General features: G+C 43.3%; 21 protein-coding genes. 3 read left to right on the top strand and 18 right to left on the bottom strand.

Features of this window, described 5'->3' with window-relative positions:
- Window positions 1-9 precede the first annotated feature (9 nt).
- The 9 genes from AC2EXB_RS13205 to fadH form a co-directional block, all read right to left on the bottom strand.
- Complete coding sequence (locus AC2EXB_RS13205) at window positions 10-852, bottom strand: ABC transporter permease (RefSeq protein ID WP_483601911.1); 843 nt, start codon at window positions 850-852, stop codon at window positions 10-12.
- Window positions 849-1,784, bottom strand: coding sequence for an ABC transporter ATP-binding protein (locus AC2EXB_RS13210; protein WP_483601913.1), 936 nt, complete (start codon window positions 1,782-1,784; stop codon window positions 849-851). The genes AC2EXB_RS13205 and AC2EXB_RS13210 overlap by 4 nt, the downstream gene beginning before the upstream one ends.
- Window positions 1,781-4,135, bottom strand: a complete 2,355-nt coding sequence (locus tag AC2EXB_RS13215; RefSeq protein WP_483601915.1) for a hypothetical protein — start codon at window positions 4,133-4,135, stop codon at window positions 1,781-1,783. The genes AC2EXB_RS13210 and AC2EXB_RS13215 overlap by 4 nt, the downstream gene beginning before the upstream one ends.
- 101 nt (window positions 4,136-4,236) lie before the next feature.
- A complete protein-coding gene (locus AC2EXB_RS13220) occupies window positions 4,237-5,352 on the bottom strand; it encodes an N-acetyldiaminopimelate deacetylase (protein WP_483601917.1) in 1,116 nt (371 codons plus the stop codon).
- 13 nt (window positions 5,353-5,365) lie between these two features.
- Window positions 5,366-6,079, bottom strand: a complete 714-nt coding sequence (gene dapD, locus AC2EXB_RS13225; RefSeq protein WP_483601919.1) for a 2,3,4,5-tetrahydropyridine-2,6-dicarboxylate N-acetyltransferase — start codon at window positions 6,077-6,079, stop codon at window positions 5,366-5,368.
- A gap of 64 nt (window positions 6,080-6,143) precedes the next feature.
- Window positions 6,144-7,019, bottom strand: a complete 876-nt coding sequence (locus AC2EXB_RS13230; protein ID WP_483601921.1) for a LysR family transcriptional regulator — start codon at window positions 7,017-7,019, stop codon at window positions 6,144-6,146.
- Entirely contained in the window at window positions 7,009-8,487 is a 1,479-nt protein-coding gene (locus AC2EXB_RS13235) for an MDR family MFS transporter (protein WP_483601923.1), read from the bottom strand. Before AC2EXB_RS13235 ends, AC2EXB_RS13230 begins: the two co-directional genes overlap by 11 nt.
- 66 nt (window positions 8,488-8,553) lie before the next feature.
- A complete protein-coding gene (gene cbpB / locus AC2EXB_RS13240; RefSeq protein ID WP_052651020.1) occupies window positions 8,554-8,997 on the bottom strand; it encodes a cyclic-di-AMP-binding protein CbpB in 444 nt (147 codons plus the stop codon).
- Between the two features lie 103 nt (window positions 8,998-9,100).
- Entirely contained in the window at window positions 9,101-9,868 is a 768-nt protein-coding gene (gene fadH / locus AC2EXB_RS13245; protein ID WP_235196702.1) for a 2,4-dienoyl-CoA reductase, read from the bottom strand.
- A gap of 153 nt (window positions 9,869-10,021) precedes the next feature.
- Here fadH and AC2EXB_RS13250 point away from each other — a divergent pair, with 153 nt between their 5' ends.
- On the top strand, window positions 10,022-10,483 hold the full coding sequence (locus AC2EXB_RS13250) for a YkyB family protein (RefSeq protein ID WP_235196703.1): 462 nt from the start codon (window positions 10,022-10,024) through the stop codon (window positions 10,481-10,483).
- A gap of 52 nt (window positions 10,484-10,535) precedes the next feature.
- Here AC2EXB_RS13250 and AC2EXB_RS13255 read toward each other — a convergent pair whose 3' ends face one another.
- The 5 genes from AC2EXB_RS13255 to AC2EXB_RS13275 form a co-directional block, all read right to left on the bottom strand.
- Window positions 10,536-11,408 carry an NAD(P)-dependent oxidoreductase gene (locus AC2EXB_RS13255; RefSeq protein ID WP_483601926.1) on the bottom strand — a complete coding sequence of 291 codons (873 nt, stop codon included), beginning with the start codon at window positions 11,406-11,408 and terminating at the stop codon, window positions 10,536-10,538.
- Window positions 11,409-11,625: 217 nt separating this feature from the next.
- Window positions 11,626-12,849 (bottom strand): DUF4129 domain-containing protein, encoded by a 1,224-nt coding sequence (locus AC2EXB_RS13260; protein WP_483601927.1) that lies wholly within the window; start codon window positions 12,847-12,849, stop codon window positions 11,626-11,628.
- A complete protein-coding gene (locus AC2EXB_RS13265; protein ID WP_483601928.1) occupies window positions 12,846-14,000 on the bottom strand; it encodes a DUF58 domain-containing protein in 1,155 nt (384 codons plus the stop codon). Before AC2EXB_RS13265 ends, AC2EXB_RS13260 begins: the two co-directional genes overlap by 4 nt.
- Before the next feature lie 2 nt (window positions 14,001-14,002).
- On the bottom strand, window positions 14,003-14,938 hold the full coding sequence (locus tag AC2EXB_RS13270) for an AAA family ATPase (protein ID WP_251474804.1): 936 nt from the start codon (window positions 14,936-14,938) through the stop codon (window positions 14,003-14,005).
- A gap of 27 nt (window positions 14,939-14,965) precedes the next feature.
- The gene (locus AC2EXB_RS13275) at window positions 14,966-15,154 is read right to left on the bottom strand and encodes a hypothetical protein (RefSeq protein ID WP_483601929.1); all 189 of its coding nucleotides are present in this window, start codon (window positions 15,152-15,154) and stop codon (window positions 14,966-14,968) included.
- Window positions 15,155-15,366: 212 nt separating this feature from the next.
- On the opposite strand from AC2EXB_RS13275, the gene AC2EXB_RS13280 reads away from it, so the two are divergent.
- Both AC2EXB_RS13280 and AC2EXB_RS13285 read left to right on the top strand, forming a co-directional pair.
- Window positions 15,367-15,981 carry a lysostaphin resistance A-like protein gene (locus AC2EXB_RS13280; protein ID WP_483601930.1) on the top strand — a complete coding sequence of 205 codons (615 nt, stop codon included), beginning with the start codon at window positions 15,367-15,369 and terminating at the stop codon, window positions 15,979-15,981.
- A gap of 54 nt (window positions 15,982-16,035) precedes the next feature.
- Window positions 16,036-16,755 carry a hypothetical protein gene (locus AC2EXB_RS13285; RefSeq protein ID WP_483601931.1) on the top strand — a complete coding sequence of 240 codons (720 nt, stop codon included), beginning with the start codon at window positions 16,036-16,038 and terminating at the stop codon, window positions 16,753-16,755.
- Window positions 16,756-16,842: 87 nt separating this feature from the next.
- Here AC2EXB_RS13285 and AC2EXB_RS13290 read toward each other — a convergent pair whose 3' ends face one another.
- The 4 genes from AC2EXB_RS13290 to sigI all read right to left on the bottom strand — a co-directional run bounded on the left by AC2EXB_RS13290 (window position 16,843) and on the right by sigI (window position 20,813).
- Window positions 16,843-17,286, bottom strand: coding sequence for a MarR family winged helix-turn-helix transcriptional regulator (locus AC2EXB_RS13290; RefSeq protein ID WP_235196712.1), 444 nt, complete (start codon window positions 17,284-17,286; stop codon window positions 16,843-16,845).
- A 116-nt stretch (window positions 17,287-17,402) separates the two neighbouring features.
- Window positions 17,403-18,752, bottom strand: coding sequence for a TrkH family potassium uptake protein (locus tag AC2EXB_RS13295; RefSeq protein ID WP_235196713.1), 1,350 nt, complete (start codon window positions 18,750-18,752; stop codon window positions 17,403-17,405).
- A gap of 118 nt (window positions 18,753-18,870) precedes the next feature.
- Window positions 18,871-20,064 (bottom strand): anti-sigma-I factor RsgI family protein, encoded by a 1,194-nt coding sequence (locus AC2EXB_RS13300; RefSeq protein ID WP_483601932.1) that lies wholly within the window; start codon window positions 20,062-20,064, stop codon window positions 18,871-18,873.
- Window positions 20,064-20,813 carry an RNA polymerase sigma-I factor gene (sigI, locus tag AC2EXB_RS13305; protein WP_483601933.1) on the bottom strand — a complete coding sequence of 250 codons (750 nt, stop codon included), beginning with the start codon at window positions 20,811-20,813 and terminating at the stop codon, window positions 20,064-20,066. Before sigI ends, AC2EXB_RS13300 begins: the two co-directional genes overlap by 1 nt.
- Window positions 20,814-20,835 lie beyond the last annotated feature (22 nt).

Raw genomic sequence — 20,835 nt, forward strand, 5'->3', positions numbered from 1 at the left:
TATCCCTCCTTATTTGTATTTATTCATATTGACGCGCAAACGTTTAACAGACAGCCAAATCGCGCCCGCTGTCAGCAAACTGTAGAATACCAAATACCCGACCCAAAGCGGCAGTTCAATTACCGTCATCGTTTGGATTTCCTGTGCAAATCCGGGCTGCAATAAAGTAAGCATCACGATAGCCGGATTGATGCTTGCCCAGAAATAGGAAAATGGCGAAAAGCTAGGCGCGGTTGTTCCAAGCGTTGAAATTTGAACGGACAGCAGCAGGAAAAACGCTGTCACGACAGCTAAGAAAATCATCGTTCCGTACGTGACGATCATCGACACGATCGTCTTTCGAATTAAGGTTGAATACATGACACCAATGCTTCCAATGGCCAATAACGTCAAGAAATAGAAAAGAAAAATGACGACAATCTGAAGTGGATCGACTCCACCGTATAAAAATACCAGACTGTAGATAGGCAGGCCCGATACGATCATCAACAGCAGAAATGCGATGGATGAAGTCATTTTTCCAAAGATGATCTGGAAAGATGTCTGCGCAGTCGTCAATAAAATATTCAAGGTCTGCTTTTCTCTTTCTGTACTGATTGTCCCTGCCGTTAGACCGGGAGTAATGAAAAGAATCAAGCCTAGCTGGATATAGGTCATCATGCTAAATAACAGGAAACTCTCATCCGGACGGAAAAATCCGCTGCCGCTCAAAGAAGTTGTTAAAAAGATGAATCCGAAAACAAATATACTCATTGCTATCAAATAGAAGAGAATGCCGGTAAAGCTCTTCATACTGCGAAAACGCAACTTTACTTCTTTTATGAGTACGGGATTTGCGAGGAGTGTTTTCACTTAACTTCCACTCCTTTCGTAATAGCCATAAAGACATCTTCCAGATCTGTCTCTTCTTCAGCAAATGATAAAATTTGAAGGGAATGCTCCATAGCTTGCCGCAGTAAACGGATTTGGTCTTCTTCTGTTCCCCGATATAAGAATTCAATCGATTGTTTTTCCGGCTTCTCAATCAATTTTGAAACAAGTGGGTCGTTTTCAAAGAAAGCCATCGCTTCTTGTGTCGGTCCGGCTAGTTTAACTTTTAATACTTTTTCACTTTGAAGATGCGCTTGGATTTCATGCACAGAACCTTGGGCGATTAATTGCCCTGAATCAATGACGCCAATGCTGTCGCACATTTCGGCAAGTTCCGGCAAAATGTGGGAAGAAATCAGGATGGTTTTGCCCATCGATTTCAATTCCTTCAAAATATCCCGCATTTCCACACGTGCCCGTGGATCAAGTCCAGAGGCCGGCTCATCCAGAATAAGAATTTTCGGATCGTGGATTAAGGCTCGTGCCAGACAAAGCCGCTGCTTCATCCCGCGGGACAATAAATCAACATAATCATATCGTTTATGCGATAAATTGACGAGCTCCAATAGCTTGGGAATCAGAACTTCACGCTCTTTAGGTGCTATCCCGTAGCTTGCGCCGTAAAAGTCCAAATATTCATTAGCCTTCAATTGATCGTATACGCCGAAGAAATCCGGCATATAGCCAATCTGTTTCCGCACCTCATGCGCATTTTTAGTAACACTCATTCCATTGATAAAGGCATCACCGGCAGTCGGCTGCAGCAAAGTTGCCAAGATGGAAAATGTGGTGGATTTCCCTGCTCCGTTGGCTCCTACAAAGCCAAAGACTGTGCCTTCTTCTATCGTTAAATTTAAATCTTGCAGCGCATAGAAAGAGCCATATTTCTTTGTCAATCCGACGATTTCAATCACGGAGCAACCACCCCTTTCAGCTTGATTTTCGGCAGCATGATTTCAGGCGAATTGCTGTCGGTATTGGCATCGACAACAAAGCTGACTATGCCGTCTTTTGAAATGTAATCCGTTATATTTTCTGTAATGGCTGCTCGGTTTTCTTCAATTTTTTCAAGTTTGTCGGTAGAAATATTGCGAATGGCCACTTCTCCCTTTGTATCGCCTCTTGAAATCTCCAAGGCACTCCACTCTGTTTTATCCAAACTCAAAGCTTTCGGCGTCTGATAAGTCATTTCAACTTGGCCGCCATCTACGTAGTAAAGATAAGGATCCGGGGCAACATTCTCAAAATAAGTCGACTGATTCGCCGCCGCCACTTTTAAGATCAGGGCTTCTACTTGCAGATCAATTTCTCCAGTCAAAGTCGTTTCGGGATTGAAAGGTTGTGCAACCAAGTTCATAGCTGAAACCGATGCCCGCTGATCTTTAAGTGAGACCGGAACAATCGCATCTTTCGTATAGGCAATCACATATGGCGAATTGGCATCTGCTTCCATTTGGTTATACGAAGCGGATAAGATCGTTTGTTTTCTGGCGGTTTCCAATTCCTTTTTATCTTGAATCTGTTGATAAGCATAATTCGTGGAAATCGGCGAAATAGATGCTAAAATATCGGATTGGACTTTTTCATTTACGGTCAGTTCTTCCCCCGGGCTTAAATTGCCCAAAGACATGATCCGGGTTCCTGTCCAAATGGAAACATCTTCGATCGCAAACGGGAAATTATTTTTGATCGTTCCTGACAATCGCTTATTCTCAACTTTTAGTTGAACATCAAAATCTCCTGTATTTTCAATATACGATTGGCCTAAAATCGACCCTACTGACCAATAGCGCATATTCCGCATAGTCAGTTGGTTGCTTGCAGCTTGATGTTCCAAAATAGCCGCATCTTGAGGCGACCCTTCTGAAAACTGCGAGTTCAACAAACTCGTCATTGAAGTTGAAGAAGGAGCTGTAAATTGATAATTGCCTCCTCGATTTGATAGGAGTGTATTCATATAATAGCCGTTTAATCCACCATCCTGATCAACTTTAAAAAATCCGGTCTGCTGGATTTGCGGATTCGCAATTCGGTCTTTTGCACCTACAGCAAACAAGCCGATTGATGTAAGCACTGCCACCGCCGGAATGATCACCCATGCAAGTTCACGTTTATCCCGTTTCTTCAAAACGATATACAGCACTGGAATAATTAAAATGATATAGAAAAAAACGATTGCGATTGTCCAAAATTTTGAAACGGCAAAGCTTTCAAACAGCTCATTCACATTGCCGACTTCATAGGACATGTATTCCAAAGTCGATTGGCCCTGGTTATATTGCTGATTGCTGATAGACAGCGGCAACAGGCCTTTCATCATTTCTGCAAATCCTTCTTGGGAGCTGATCTGGCTGTCGCCAAGCGAAAAAGCGGTTTGGGTAATAGAGCCAGCCCCTATTTGCTTTCGTGCTGCTAAAACAGCTGAGCCTTGAGTTAATAAGGCTTCGGCTCCTTCGTTCAATGCAGCTTCGAAAACTGGAACCTCTTTTTCAAGTAGCGGAACTGCCATTTGAACTTGCTTTCCTATGTTCAATGGCAATTCCTTGGCGAGTTCGCCCATCGACGCCTCAATATTCTCTGTAGAACCGACAATTAAACTTCCGCCTTGCTGGACCCACTGCAAGATCGCTTGCCGATTAGCTTCAGGCAGATCACTGAATGAAAATTCATCGATCAGTAAATGATCAATGGTCCCCCAAGCAATCGCTTCTGTCGGCAACGAAAATTGATTCAATTGATTTAAATGGAAGACTTGTGTCGAGTCGCTTCCAGTCGGTACAACTTTATTTAATTGCAAAAGCCGATCTGAGTTTTCTGTTAAAGTTGCAATGAACAGTGAAGAAGGAGAGAAAAAAGATGGAGACAAATTTTTATCTCCTTTAATTTCTATTTGCTTTCCTTCTTCCCATCCTCCTTCATATAGAAAAATGTTGCGAGAAGAGTTTCCCATCGACATCATATCGGACAATCCCGGCACTGCGACTTGGATTGTTTTTGTTTCTCCTTTTGCCAAATCAACCGGCACGGAAATTCCTGCGCCAAGGCTGTAAGTTTCACTGTAGCCTAAAACCAAATCTCCTGAAAAGTCATCCCCATTGTTTACCAATGTAAATTGAATGGGCACTCCGCTTTCATACTTCACTTTATTGGCAAATCCCGCTTCAGCATCAACGGAAATTTCTGCGGCTGCCAAAGTAGTCTGAGGCAGGATAATAATTAATAACATGAATGCGCTTGCACTGATTGCCAGCCATCGCTTGAACATATGGACCCCCCTATTTATTCTCTCTACTAAGTAGTACGCTGTTAAACGGATTTAGTTCCATCTACATAGAAAAAAAGTGGCCAGCTGCATGCCGGCCACTTTTAAAGTTGTTTAAAAAATTGATGGATGAAATTCGGCAAAATTTCCAGCACCGATTCATTTGGATTTAATCTGGAATGATGCAGCCCAAACGCTGAATCCACTCCTGCCCAAAACATGACGCCCGGCAATTCATCTGTAAAATAGCCAAAGTCTTCACCGGTCATGGCCGCTTCACTTCTTTTTGCTTGAATGCCTATAAAATTTTCAGCGAAGTTCAAAAGCTCTTCAGCCAATACTTCATCATTGTTCACTTCCAAATAACTCGAACCGTAGTCAATGGAGATTCGGCACTGATAGCCTTCTTCAACAGCCCGGCACATCGCTTCAACTCGCTGTTTTACTTTCAGCATCGATTGCAAATTCAAGGTGCGGATGGTTCCTTCAAGCCGAGCGTTTTCAGCTATGATATTTTGGACTGTCCCTGCAGTGAATTTTCCGACTGTCAGGACCGCTGAATCCATCGGGTTCACATTGCGGCTGACAATCGTCTGCAGCTGCATCAGCAAAGCGGCTCCTGCAACGGCCATGTCCTCTGTTAAATGAGGAAACGCCGCATGGCCGCCTTTGCCGTGCAAGTCTATAAACAATTCAGATGTATTGGCGAATAGAAGGCCGGGTTTTGTCGCTATCGTTCCGACCGGTAATTCAGGAGCAATATGCAAAGCATAGATTTGATCCGGCAAAAACGAAGGCTGTTCGTTTTTTAGCCATTCCCGGAAAGGCAAAGCGCCCCCAGGCCCTTCTTCTGCAGGTTGAAATAAAATCACGGCATCTTCAGCAATCGGGTCTTGAATCAGCTTCTCAAGAAGCCCGATCGCATTTGCCATGTGGATATCGTGGCCGCAGGCATGCATAAATCCAGGGTGAGTGGATTTAAAGTCAAGGCCTGTTTCTTCTTGTATCGGAAGACCGTCAATGTCGGTACGCCAGCCAATGAGCTTTGTTGGATTCAAGCCGTGAATTTTAACGGCAAGGCCCGTTTTCCATTGGATGATTTCCAGACGCTCTTGCGGAAAAGTTGAAATGATTTCCTTTAAATACGACTGGGTCTTCACTTCCTGGAATCCGATTTCCGGAATTTGATGCAATTCTCTTCTGATTTTCACTAAATCCATCTGGTGTCCCCTATTACAATTGGCGAAGTTCGTGTTTGATTTCCGTTTTCGCACGTGTTTTTTCGTCCATCAATTTCAAAACGCGCGCTGGCGTACCACCGACTACTGCATTTTCAGGAACGTCTTCAATAACAATCGCTCCAGCAGCAACAACCGCCCCTTTGCCTATGCGTACGCCTTCTAATACAACGGCATTTGCGCCGATCATCACATTGTCTTCCACAATCACCGGGGTTGCAGATGCTGGTTCGATAACACCGGCTAGTACTGCGCCAGCTCCGATATGGCAATTCTTCCCTACTGTTGCACGGCCGCCAAGAATAACGCCCATGTCAATCATGGTGCCATCTCCGATGACTGCTCCGATATTGATGACAGCTCCCATCATGATGATGCAATTATTGCCAATTTCCACATTTTCACGAATAAATGCACCCGGTTCAATGCGGCTATTGATGTTTTTCATATCCAATAATGGGATTGCCGAGTTTCTCCGGTCATTTTCAACGACTGAATCTTCAATAACAGCGGCATGCTCTTCAAGAGCTTTCTGGATTTCAGCCCATTCCCCAAAAACAACTGCATTGTTGCCTTCACCGAATACTTTTGCTTCTTTTCCAAAATCCAAGTCAGCTACGCCTTGCCCTTTTATGTAAACTTTCACTGGTGTGGATTTTTTTGCATTCTGTATGTACGAAATAATCTGTTCTGCATTCATTTGTTCCATTATTCTACCTCTTTCCATAAGTTATGCTGTAATTATAACGGACATAGCAACTAAATTCATCACTTTAGCTTAATAAAGCGGCATGTTTTTTGACTATATCGACAAATGCCTCAACTTGCCTTAATTGAAACGCCGCATCATAGCCGATCAGCCATGTGTCCCGGGTCAATTCCAATTCTTCTGCACTGCTCGAAAGCGGCATCATATGAACCCCTTCCGTACCGCTTAATGTAATAGAAGGCAAAATCGCATAGCCGATTCCATTGACCGCCATTTGCTTGCAAGTCTCGATTTGATCGACTGTAATTTGGCGTTTTGGATTGGAGGAGAAATGCTTTTGCCACCATTGCTGAATTTCTTCGTAATAATTCGAGTCGCTTTTAAATTGGATGAAAGGGCGCTCGGTTTTCACAACTTCAGCCAAAGTTTGAATTTCCTTATCGACCAAATACAGCGTATCTTTAAACAAGTGGATTTTAGGCCCTTTCCAGTCCGTATGCCCACGTACAATTCCGATATGGGCATCCCCTTCGTATAAAGCACGGACAATTTCAGAACTCCAGCCGGTGATCAGCTGAATTTTCGCTTCCGGGTAGAGCGTCACAAAATCCTTCAAGACTTTTGGCAACCAGTTTTGTCCAATGATTGTGGCACAGGCAATTTTTAACGTCCCATGGACTTTCGATGTCAATGTATGAAGAACTTCAAACACTTCTTCTTTGCGCAGAATCATTTCATTGGCGTATTCAATGACCAATTCGCCCGCAGGTGTCGGGGTCAATCCTTTCTGGGAACGGATGAATAATTGTTCACCCCAATCTTTTTCAATCGTCTGAAGCCTTTGGGAAAGCGCTGGCTGTGAAAGAAATAATCGTTCCGCAGCTTTTCGCATATTCCCTTCTTCAGCTAAAATTTTTATGATTAACTCTTCATTGGACATCGCCGTTCAACCCTTTCTTTCTTGGCAAACCGAAAATCAACAGGAAGCTGATGCCGGCAAACAATGCTGTCACGCCGTAGACATTCTGCAACGCACCGCCCAAAGCATCTTGTAAATAGACTAATGTTTCAGCCGGTATCGCTTCCCTTCCTTTTTGTGTCAGCAATTCGTTTACTGAATTCAAATTCAAATTCAGTTCTCGTTCATTAAAATACTTTAATAGGGAAGAATTCAGAAGGCTTCCAAGCAAAGCGACTCCGATGGTGCTTCCTAAATTCCGCATGAACACATTGGAAGCTGTCGCAGATCCGCGCTGCTCGTAAGAAACCGCTGCTTGAATGGAAACGATAAAAGAAGTGCTTGTCAGCCCCATCCCGACTCCTACGAAGAAACTCGACATCGCCGCCCAAAATGGTCCGAATCCCGGTTCCATCAAGACGAAGAGAAGCGTGCCGATCACGAGAAAGACACCGCCTGCCAACGACGACTTGAAATAGCCGAATTTAATCAGCAGCTTTCCGGAAAAGAAGGAGGCAATCGGCCAGCCGATGGACATCGCAGTTAAGGTGAAGCCAGCCACTGTAGCGGATTGTTCCATCACTCCTGTTACATACGTAGGCAAATAACTCGATACCGCAATTAATATAATGCCTGTGAAAAGTGAAACGAGGTTCGCATATAAAATGGAACGATTACTCCAAATATCAAACGGCATCATCGGATCCACTGCTTTTCGCTCAACTAAAATGAATAATCCAAAGACGAGCAATGCCCCGCCGCACAATACTGCCGACTGCGCCGACACCCACGGAAAGCCGACACCGCCTTCCACTAACCAATAGAGGAAAGCCGTTAGTGAAACTGTTAATAGAAATGCACCCATATAGTCAATCGAAGGCTTTGATTTTTTGGCAGGTTCCACTAAAAACAGCAGGACGCCAAGCAAAGCCAAGATTCCAAGAGGGATATTCACCCAGAAAACATACTCCCACCCAATGGTTGCCACGAGAATACCGCCGATTGCCGGTCCCGTAACAGCTGATATCCCCCAGACACTCGATAGGTATCCTTGGATTTTTGCCCGTTCTTCAGCGGGATAGATATCACCGACAATGGTCGTAGCAATCGGCAAAACGGCTCCAGCCCCAATTCCTTGGATAAACCGGTAGAAAATAAGCATTTCCATTGAGTCCGCTAAACCGCAGAGTAAGGATCCGAACAAAAAAAGCAGGACGCCGATGGCAAAAATCGGTTTTCTGCCGAATATATCCGATAATTTTCCGTAAAGGAGGACCGTTACGGTACTCATCAGCAAATACGAAGAAAACACCCAACTGTATTTTGCAAAACCGCCGAGATCTGCAGAAATGCTTGGCATGGCGGTTGACACAATGGTCGCTTCTACTGCTCCGATAAACATTGCAAGCATGACCGCCGCAAGTACTAGTGGCCTATTTGTTTTTTTCATCTCTTGCCCCTTCTTTCAATTGACAGAAAAAAGGCCTCAAAATGAGACCTTCTTATAAATTCAACATTATTTTCTTAATTGATAAATCTGCTTTTTTAACTGTTTTAAAATGACTCGGCGCGTGAGAATCCCCATAAACATACCTTCAGCATCTACTACACATAGAAAGTTTTGATCAATCAGTAAATCCAAAGCGCGTTGAAAACGTTCAGTGATGTTGATCAGCGGCAAATCTGTCTGCATAATCTCGTCGACTTTTATATCAGGCAAACGTTCATACTCAATGTGTTCTAATCCTAAAATAGCATCCGTAATCCGCTGGGCATTGATTAAACCACAAAAGCGGTATTTAGGATCCAATACGGGAATAGCGGAATATCCAGTTTTTGTTAAGACAAGCAATGCATGTTCAGCACTATTTCCAAGTTGCACATGCGCGACTTTTTCCGATGAAATGATAAATTCTTCAATTGGCGTATCTAAAAAATCTCTGCTAGGTAATGAAATCATGTACTCTTCTCCTTTTGCATCCTAAACGAGTCACACTACTTACTTCGATTTCATCATAACATCTTTATTCGAACTATTCTATTTTGTTCTTTCGCTTTCCGTATTAAAATGGAAATTTATTTAACCACTGCCCGCCATCCAAAGTGACAATTTCACCATTCATATAAGAGGCTTTATCCGACATCATGAAGGCGGCAAGCTCTGCCACTTCTTCCGGTTTGCCCAAGCGGCCAATTGGAATCGACTCTAATGTCCGTTTTGCCGCTTTTTCAGATTCCCATAGTTTATCGGCTCCGCCTGTGCGTTCAATCGGACCAGGAGCGATCCCGTTTACCCGAATACCGAACTGCGTTCCCCACTCAACAGCCAATGTCCGGGTCAATGACATGACCCCAGCTTTAGCTGCAGCTGAATGGGCGACACCAGCCCCTGCATTCCAGGCATACGTAGCCAGCATATTGATGATATTCCCTTTGATGCCATTTTCGATCCAATAATTGCCGACAGCGTGTGAACAGAAAAAAGTACCATTCAATACGATATCAATGACGGATTTCCAGCCATTCGGCGTCAGTTTCTCTGCATGGACGATGAAATTCCCTGCAGCGTTGTTGACTAGGCCATCAATGCTGCCAAAAGTTTCATGCGTGAACTTGACCATCGCTTTTGCATGTTCCGGTTCACGGACGTCCATTTGGAAAGCTTCTACTGATCCCCGCTGTGCATCAATGGTTTTCACAGCCTCATTCAATTTTTCCATATCGCGCCCTGTGATGACTACATTTGCACCTTCAGCTGCAAATTTTTGTGCCATATGCAATCCCATTCCACTTGAACCGCCTGTTACTATTATCGTTTTTCCTGCTAGCATGATGCATTTCCCCTTTTTCATTATTTTCCTCGATATGCCTATTATTTAACTAATGGAAATTCACTATTTGCACCGGTATACACCCGTACCGATTTTTGATATGATGAATCTGTATTGCACTGTAAAAGAATTGTCAAAGAAAGGAATGAGCCCATGTCCATTAAAAAAACAGATTCTGATATCGCCCAAGCCATTTTCACAGTGAATAGGCACGCAAAAACGGCGCCGGACAATCAATATCTGTATGCATTGAAAAAAGAAGCACTTTCTATCATGATTCTTCAAGAACGCGCCCAAAAGATCGGGCTTCACTTCAGCAAAAACCCCCGGAAAAGTCAACAGCAATCTTCAGTCCTCGTAAAATGCGGAAATTATTATTTTCACATGCTGCCGAAAAAAGAAGACTTTGAGAATCTCGAACATTTGGGCCAGCTCGATGAGTCTTATCGAAATCCGCCGAGCCGTATGAACCTTAAGATGGCAAAAGAGATGTTAAGCGAATTGACCGGCCTTACGCCGAAGAAAAAAGAAGAACCGAAAAAACAGTTCACGAAATCCTATCAGCCGCGGCAAATGGATCGATTCTATACGCCGAAAAAATCCTATTTTGATTGATATTAAACACCGTAGCCTTGCAGGCTTTCGGTGTTTAATTTTTTATAGCGTTTTATGATTTGCTGTAGTAATGGATCAGTGCCTGTGTGCCATTTTCTTCAAAGCCATGTTCGGCAAGTTCTTCATACATGCCAAGTGAAAGGCGCAGCCCTGGAAGATCTATGCCCATTTGTTCAGCTTCTTCTGCAGCGATTTTCATGTCTTTTATAAAATGCTTGATATAGAAGCCTGGAGCAAAATCTTCGCTGATCATCCTCGGAGCCAAATTGGATAATGACCAGGAACCTGCTGCCCCCGATGAAATCGACCGCAAAACGGTTTCAGGATCAAGCCCCGCTTTTTTGGCATAAATCAAAGATTCACAAACACCGATCATATTCGTTGCGATATTGATCTGATTGCACATCTTTGTGTGCTGTCCAGAACCCGCTGGCCCTTGATAGACAATGTTTCCCCCGAACAATTGCAGCAACGGGAGCGATTTTCTGAAAACGGCTTCGTCTCCTCCGACCATAATGGATAGGACCGCTTTCTGCGCCCCGATGTCACCGCCCGATACCGGGGCGTCCAAGACGTCAATCTCATTAGCTTTCGCCTCTTCAAAAATGCGTTTAGCTAAATTGGGTTTGGAAGTGGTCATATCCACAAACGTACTCCCTTTTCTAGCGTGCTTCAGCAAACCATTTTCACCGAAATACACTTCTTCTACATCACTTGGGTAGCCGACCATCGTAAATACTACATTTGACTGCTCTGCCACTTGCTTCGGCGACTCGGCCAAAACGGCTCCTTTCTCGATCAGCTCTTCCGCCTTTTTAGCGGTGCGGGTATAGATGGAAACTTGATGCCCTGCTTCTAGCAAATGCTTAACCAAACTTTTCCCCATAACTCCGGTTCCGATAAATCCTACTTCCATATGTAACATCTCCTTCAAGTTATATAATCAGTTTAGCAAAAATCTTCTGATCATTCATCCCTATTTATTGATTCTCCAGCCCAACCACTTTGCATAAGCGAATAATTTAAGATGCAAGTTTGGAAAAAGACAAAAAAAGAAGCCGACCCGTTACCGGACCGACCACAAAAGGGGGAAATGAGAATGTTGCTGTGTTCAAGTATACTATGCCCGCTGGCAACCCCTCTTAAACATCTTTTTTCAAAAAGTTTTCTTTCAATTTTTGGATTTCATTTATAAAGGGCAATGCTTCTTTTTCGGATATCGACCCTTCGCCGTAGCGGACGAAATCATAGGTCTGAAAGAAATTGTCGGAAACCGGCCATGCCATTCGGGCCGTCCACTCTTTCACCGTTTCAAAATCTTGTCGCCCTTTCCCTGCCGCTGCTGCTTCCCTATCAAATGCTCGGAATGCTTCTCTGACAATCTGAAGATCCATTTCTCCGTACACAATTGGACTTTTCGCCTCAACTTCTACGTTTTCAGGGATGGTTGCAAAACGTTCTACCGACACATGACTTTCCGGCTTTTCGATTCCTTTTTCGACTTTTACTTTCTTCAGCCAAAAGATCAACGCGATTAAAGCCACTAAAATTCCGGCTCCCAAAAAGACTTCGGTTGGAAAATCAAAACTTCCGGACTGGATGATTTCCTGTGCCTGTTCTTCACTTCCATCCGGCTCCATCTTTTCTAAAGTCGCTTCCATTTCGGACTCAGTGGATAAACCGGATAAATAATCCGTCAGTTTTTCCATAATTCCCGCAAACGGCCAAAGGACAACCCGGAGAATTCCGGCCAAAACAAATGCAGTACCTTGCCTTACTTCATCTGCAAGGAACCAAACAAAAAAAGAAAGGACACCGGAAATTCCAACTACCACTAATGCGGCGCTAACCGCCTGCCCTAATTTCACCCCTTGTGTTCTTGCTTCCAAATAGCGGTATGCCATTCGGAAAAACACATAGAAAACAAGGGCACTAGCTACAATTGAGAAAATGATCATTGAGGAATCAGCTAACGGGCTTAACAAGTCCACGATCAGGCTCGCAGAAAATAAGAGAACAAAAATCAGCAGGAAATTTCCGTCTGCATTCAATCCGTCGTCAAGAACCGAAAAGCGGGCATGGAGCCGGTACATGGTTAAAAAGATCAATAATAGAGCAACCCCTACCGATGCGCCGAGCAAAATTGCCGCTGACATGGTGAGCGCAGAAAGGGCAAAGGCTATCCCTACATGATAAGGCCATTTTGCAAAAATGAGAAAGCTAAGAACAGCAACAGCAAAACTTGAAACGAGCCAAATGAAAGCCAGCGGCAAGCCTGTTTCATTTGTGAAAAAAACGAAGATGAGTGAAATCGCGAATGCATCGAGCATATATTTGCCGGCAGAAAGAAAGCGTGCGCTGATCATGCACTTTCACTCCCTTTCGTCCCATTTAGCATTTTCAATTCTGTTCTTCGACTCCATCTTGAAGCGAATTCCATTACCTCAGCTGGATCTTCCATCAGGAGATAAGTCGTGAAGGGAAGCTCCGTATGAACATCCAAATGTGCCAACATGGAACGGAATGGCATTGTGGAATGGTTCTTTGAGATCAATGAAAGAAAATCCAACGCTTTTTGGCGCTGCATCTGCCCTTCACCGGAAGCCAAATAAATATACGGTGTTTTTCCGGCGGAGCGGATATTAATCGCTAAAGAATAAGGGATGCCTTCCCTATAGCAATGTTCTATATAGGAAGCGACTTCTTCTATGCGTTCTTCTAAATTGGTAATGGTGGCATAATGAGAAGCTACATTCATCACAAACAAGATCGACTCATTAGCGACACGTTCAACGATTCTCGTCTGATAAGTTTGCATCCTCGCACTGGCTTTCCAGTGGATTTGGTTAAATTGGTCAGTCGGCACATAATCTCTTGTGCCAATCGGCTGGAACGTATCTTCAAAAAGGGAATGCTTTAAATTGAACTGGCCAGGCCGTTGATGGGATGGTGCATAACGGAACGGATTCTTCCGGAGTTTCGGGTAGACGAGCTGCTCCTGCAGAATCATCGGTTTGTATTCCAGCACGACATTTCCTTCGCCAAACGGATGCGGGACGCTGAGTTCCATCTTTTTCAACCGCGCTAAGCCGCGTTGCTTGGCGATTAACGGAACTTTTAAAACAATCGTCTCATTGCGTCCCACCGTTAAAGGCAGATCCATTTCTACTAATTCTCCGTAATTCACCATTAAATCGCTTTTGGATTGAACCGCATCAGAAAACCAGATTTTCAAGTTGCCTCCCCAAATCGGCAATCCTTTATTCGCGAAAGCCAACTCCCAGGAAGTTTCACTTCCGTTCAGCACCCGCTTCCGCAGCTTCTCATTTTTAAACTCCAGCCCATTGCCGACTTTAGAAAAATATAGCCATTGAAAGCCCACAATCGCAGCAATAAAGGCGATAACGGCAGCAGCAGCGAATTGCAGAAAAAACAATGCCATAAATAAGAAAACCAGCAAAAAACCGAATATCCATTTGGTGTTTTTAGCATGATGGTCATGTCGGATCCACATCATAATTAGATCGCCTCAACAGGCGAAGGAATAGATTCTGAAATTTCCTGGAGCACATCGCTCGCCTTTAAAACGAGCAGGCCTTCTGCTGATAGGAGCAGCCTATGCAGAGCGACCGGCTTCAATACATACTTCACATCGTCAGGCGTCACAAAATTCCGGCCATCGATAAACGCTTTTCCTTGTGCCGCATGGACAAGAGCCAGTGCTGCACGCGAACTCAAGCCCAGCTCGATCATCGGATGTTCCCGTGTTGCCCGGACTAAACCAATGATGTACCTTTCAACATCTTCATGGATTTTCACTTTTTTCGCTTCTTGTGACCAGCCCTTAACATCCTCAATCGAGGCCACTGCCTGAATCGTTTTTTTATGGGACACATTGTCCCGGAAGTTTCGGATGATTTTCATTTCTTCCTCTGGAGTCGGATAACCGATTTCCAGACGGAAAAGAAAACGGTCCAATTGGGCCGCTGGCAGCGGGAACGTGCCTTGCTGCGACTCCACTGGATTTTGGGTAGCAATCACAATAAAGGGTTTTGGCAATTGCAAGGTCTCCCCATCGATGGTCGCTTGCTTTTCTTCCATGGCTTCAAGCAAACTCGATTGCGTTCTCGGAGTAGCCCGGTTGATTTCATCTGCCAATAAAAGATTGGTCAAAACCGCGCCGGGACGCAACTGGAATTCTTGAATTTTCGGATTAAAGAAACGGATGCCGGTCACATCAGACGGCAAGACGTCCGGAGTAAATTGCAGTCGTTGGAATTGCCCTGTAAACGATCCAGCGAACGCTTTTGCCATCCAGGTTTTCCCCGAGCCCGGCACACTTTCCAATAACACATGCCCTTCCTGGATCAACGCAATCAACATAAAATCAATTTCTTTTTCCCTTCCGACAATCAATTCATTCAAATGACCTTTAACTTCGCTCAATGTCCCCATTATGCTCCCCCTTGTATGTATTGCTGCTTATTTTGATGGTTCTTCAGTATATGTATAAATCGTGATGCCGTGATGATGAGCTACCCCTCGAAAATGCTTAAAATCTGGCCGTTCAATTAATACTTTCCGGAATTCCAAAAAATCCTCTTTTTCAATCTTGATGGATTCCAACCCGTCATTTTTCAATTGCTCCAGCATTTCTTCGTAATTGGTCATAGAATATTCTCCTTTCGTCCCTAAATCGACTATTTTCGTCTGTTATAATAATTATTGGATACCTTAAGCTTTCATGTGTAATATAGGTAGCTACACCACCCAAAAATAATTGGTCTTATTTAACAGTATACAACATTAAAATAACTTACACAGTCTTAGCCAAGCCGATCTGGATTTTTAAGAACGGCTTTTCATTTTTAGGAGGATTTTTCATGTTCACTTTTTTAAAAGATCATAAATTGATTTTATTTATCCCGGTGGCACTGTTCTTATATGACTTAGCTTTCCGTGATACTGCTATTTTTTGGTATATGTATACATTTTCCATCTTGGTCTTAATGTCTATCGCCATGCTCTATACGAAAATATTGGATGAAATGCCGACATGGAAGTCTTTGATCTACGGCCTCGTTTTCGGTGGATTGATCTATGCATTGATCGCCGGCGGTTTCCAGTTGATGCAGTGGTCACCGGTTCCAGTCGAAAAGTCTGTGCGTTCTTTCCTTAACACCTATGCTCCGGACTCTATATGGCATTATTTGCTACTCATGTTTTTAATCGTTCCAGGAGAAGAAATTTTTTGGCGAGGGTTTGTCCAGCAGGAATTGAAGAAATACATGCCGTTGAAATGGACGATTCTCCTTTCAAGTGTTCTGTTTGCCCTAGCAATCGGCATCAGCGGTTTCTGGCTAGGCACCCTTGCAGGCTTGGCAGCTGGTGTGGTCCTAGGCGGCTTATACGAATGGAAGCGCAGCATGCCTTTGCTAATTATCACACATCTCGTTATGATAGTATTATTGTTTCTTATAGCGCCTTTGGCCGTTTAAAATGAAACATATTGCCAGGTCAGTGCGTCAACTAGAGTAAAGGGAGGAATTTTTATGAAAAAGAACTTATTATTTGCAGCATCCATTCTAGCAATCGGCGGTTTCTTGGCTGCATGCGGGTCGGAAGAAACGACTGATGAAAATACCGGATCATCTCCGGACAAGGCTACTGAAGAAGTGGTAGACAACGAAACAGCGGAAGAAACGCCAGCGGAAGAAACTGCTGAGGATTCAGAAGTCGTTAAAGAATCGGAAGAAGATGCAAGTCCTGAAGAAACAGAAGCCCCTTCTGAATCTGTTGATGAAACGGAAGAAGCAACAGAAGCTGACGAAGCAGCTGAGGCGCCTGAAACAGAAGGCACTGTAACACAAAGCCCTGAACAAGCATATGAAATCACGGTATTGCCTGCCTATGAGCTGACTTCTGAAGAGCCTGGAAAAGATTCACTATTCCTTACTTCAGATTCTTCCGTATTCATGCGTGTGGAAACTTTCTCACCTGACGACCTCGACTTTGCTTATGCAGAAGACATCATGAAACAGACTGTACAAGCCTCAAACGGCGAAGCGGAAATGACTGAAGGCGCAGCACTGGACGGAGAAGAGTACATCAACTCCTCCGTTTATGAAGTTTCAAGCGAAGATGGAAAAGTGACTGGCGTTGTTTATGAAAAAGATGACATGATTGTACGCCTTACAATTTTCGATAAAACCGCTATTGATGCGACTCCTGACTTTATCAAAATGGGACAAACCATCGACTCAACCAACTAAACGAAAAAAAGCAGCCTATAAAGGCTGCTTTTTTAATACTTACTAAATTTAAAGGGTATTACTCTTCAATGCCTGTTTCTGCTGTTCTTAATAAGATAAATCCTTGATCGATAATCCAAGTTTTTTCATCAATTCGATGGCTTGCTCTTTTTCTTCACTCGATAAGGCATTTGTCAGTTCATGGAGATGCTTTTCATGTTCCGGAAAGATCTGGCTCATAAATTCATTACCGGCTTCGGATATTTCAGCGTAAGTGACACGACGGTCAGATGGGCAATTGACGCGCGTGATATAGCCCCTTTTCTCCAGCTTATCAATAACATACGTAATAGATCCGCTCGCAAGCAGGATTTTACCGCCAATTTTCTGCAGAGGCTGTTTGCCTTTATGGTAAAGAAGCTCCAAGACAGCAAATTCTGTCGGATTCACGCCATTTGCTTGGAAAAATTGATTGGTTTGTTCAGAAATCGCTTTATGTGCGCGCGACATCACGATAAATAATTTCAACGATTGCTTTATATCTTCATTCATTCTTTTCACTCATTTCCGATTAAAAATCTATTATACCAATTATAATCATTAAATCGAAAAAAGGCACGGTTTATAGTCTTTTTGTGGCTTTTTCTGTATTTAAAGCAAGCAAATCTTTACCCGATGATCACGCGTTCTTTAGGATAATGGAACTTTGTTGGATCAGTCTTTCCACCTATCGTGAACAGGAACGAGATCAAGCCAACCCGTCCGATAAACATCAATGCCATGATAATCAATTTACCCGGACTGGATAAGTCTTCGGTGATGCCGAGCGACATTCCGCAAGTTCCAAATGCCGAGGTGATTTCAAACACAATTTCGATGAGGCTAGCAGCCGGCTCTGTTAAGATCAATGCCATTGTTGCTGCCAAGACCATGAATCCTGCAAGGATAATTACGGCGTAAGACCGGAATACATCAATCAATTGAATTTCTCTTTTGAATATTTGTATCGTGTTTTTTCCCCGTGCGAAATTGATCAAGAACAAAAGCGCAATGGCAAAAGTCGTTGTCCGAATACCGCCTCCAGCTGAACTTGGCGAAGCGCCAATAAACATCAATGCACTCATAAACAGATTGGTCGCTTCACTAAATTGAGTGATATCCATAGTTGTCATCCCGCCAGAACGGGAAGAAACAGAGTGGAACATCGCAGCAAAAAGCGTTTCATGCCAAGAATAATCTTTAAAAGCTTTAAAAGATTCGAAAGCCAGCAAAACCACGGTTCCTATCACCAATAATCCTCCGAACGTGACGGTCGTGATTTTCGTGAATAACGAAAAACGGAATTTCTTGTTTTTATTGGATAGAAATTCTTTCAGTTCGATCAATACAGGAAAACCGATTGCCCCTAAGATGATCAGGATCATATTAATGATTTGCACAAAGTAATCATTAAAATAAGGAGCCATCGACTGGCCAGTAATATCAAATCCACCATTGGTCGTTGCACTGACTGAAGCAAAAATCCCTTGCAGCATGGCTTCGTCGAATCCATCGTAATACTGCGTAAAATACAAAGTGAAAATAATGGCTCCGACTGCTTCAATCAGCAAAAGGATTTTAATGATTTCCCGAATCAGCTTAACCGCTCCGGACATGTTGAATTGGTTGTGGTCTACCATAATCAATTGGCGCTCTCTCAACCCGATGCGCTTGCCGACCAATAACCAGAAAAATGTCCCGATGGACATGATTCCGATCCCGCCTAATTGCAGGATGAACAGTAAAATCGCAATGCCGAAAATAGAGTAGGTTTCTGAAATATTGATAACCGTCAATCCTGTCACACTTACTGCACTCACAGCTGTGAATAATGTATCAATCCAGCTTATTTCAACCCCAGGCAAATGCACTTTCGGCAAGCTGAGCAGCAAAAAGGAAAAGGCAATCGCTACGAAATAATACGAAACGATTACCTGCGCAGGCGTTAATGACCTAATTTTTTGCAGCGATTTATTCATAACTTTTAATTCCCTTCAGCCTTATCTTCTTCCCTTATTCTATGAAAAGAATGTGGAAAAAGAAAGGATAAAATAAATTACTTTCCTAAAACAAGCGAAAAGAGCAGAAGAAGGACTTCTACTCTTTTCCGTTTTTCCCTTTATTATTTCCAGTTTGTCCATTTGGATTTTTCTTTTCTTGCCCTGGCGGTGTTTGCTTTTTCTCTTGCCCAGGCGGCGTTGCCTTCTTCTTTTCCTGTCCTGGCGGTGTTTGCTTTTTCTCTTGACCAGGCGGTGTCGCCTTCTTCTTTTCCTGTCCTGGAGGTGTTTGCTTCTTTTCCTGTCCAGGCGGCGTTGCTTTTTTCTTTTCCTGTCCTGGAGGTGTTTGCTTTTTCTCTTGAGCAGGCGGCGTTGCTTTTTTCTTTTCCTGTCCTGGCGGTGTTTGCTTTTTCTCTTGGCCAGGTGGCGTCGCCTTTTTCTTATCCTGTCCAGTCGGCGTCTGCTTTTTCTCTTGTACAGGAGGAGTTGCTCGATTTGAACGTTCCGGTGCTGTCGCTTTCTTCTCTTGTTCTGGTGCAAGATTTTCTTTGTTCTGCTCAGAAGAGTCAGGCGGTGCTTTTACCGGATCTTTCTGCTTACTTTTTTCTTTTAAAGGCGGCTTGCTGTCCGCCGGAGTTTCTTTCGTTTTTGAAGATTCCTCAAAAACTTTAAAGTCCTCTACTTTTTGGCCGACTGGCACATTTTCCTTAATAGATTTTCTCCATTGCTCAGGGCTTGCTTCTTTTAAATGGACTTCTAATTTTTCTTTTGCCACTTTAGCTGAAACAGCTAATACCGCAGCTTCGAGATCAGCCAAACTTTCTTTTTCATCGCCAGTCACTACCGTTGTAATCGTCACTTCTTCTGTCGATTCCCGTAATGACAACAGGATGGCTTTTTCCAGAACTTCATCTACCGATAGATTTTCCCAATCCTTTATCTTCGAAATGACTTCCAGGCCATCTTTATTTAATTCCCTTAACGATACCACTCGGAAATTCTCATCAATTCCCATTTCAATGCTCGGATTCACTTCTATCTGCACATAGGCATAAGCTTCATTTGAAGGAAGTACTGTTGATAAAACAAGCATGAGGATGGCCGCCGCTAACACAGCCGGCGCCAACATCATCCCTACGCGGCTTTTGGCTTTTTTTACTTTCGGAAAGAAATAAGCCTCTTCTCCGACAGCCGCTTCATCCGCTGGGCGGCCCTCTACAAATCTGCCATCCTTTAAGATGAAGACGGAGCGGTCCTTATTCAATTCCAGACAAATTCCTTTTTGCATCTGCATTAAAGCAACCGCTCCTTTAAATAATCTTTTAAATAATGTAAATCACTTTTGATCAAGATAATAATAGCGATAATATACTTCCGATTCCGTTCAATGGTCTTTCGGGACACTTTGACATGTTGTTCAATTTCTTTAATCGGCAATTTCTTTTTTTCGTAAAGATAGTCAAAGTATTCTTCTGTTTCTGCTATCATCTGTGCAATTTGCACGGCCGTTTTTCTGGCATCTTCATGAGCGGGTGAAACTTTAGCTAAGACTTGGAAACTGAGCTTGTATTCTGCGAGCATCTGCTCATATAAGTGAATTTCTTCTTTGCGGATCTCTGCTTGCTTTTTTACATCGTAATGTTTGATAGCTGCATCGGCTTCAATCCAATGATTGGTCTCATCACTATCTATCTGACCTTGGAAATCATGGCTGAATTCCGAGCGGTTACTTTCTTTTCGAATAAAATCAATCACTCTTCTGCGAATGATTAAATGGGCAAACGTTAGAAAGGAAGCATTTTTATCTTTTTCGTATCCTTTAACAGCTTCATGAAATGCTGACAACGCAATGCTCCATTCGTCATCATGCTGATCGATGAATCGTTTGCATACTTGTGCTGCAGTTTTTTTTACAAAAGGGGCATAAGATTGAAGCAATTCATTTAAAGCCTCTTCATCCCCAGCTTTGGCGAGCAGCGCTAATTCTTCAGCAGAATGTTTACCATCTCGACCAAATAACCCTGTTATTGCAGACAAAAGCATGACCATTCACCTCTTTTCATTT

This window comes from Planococcus alkaliphilus, from assembly GCF_057031095.1.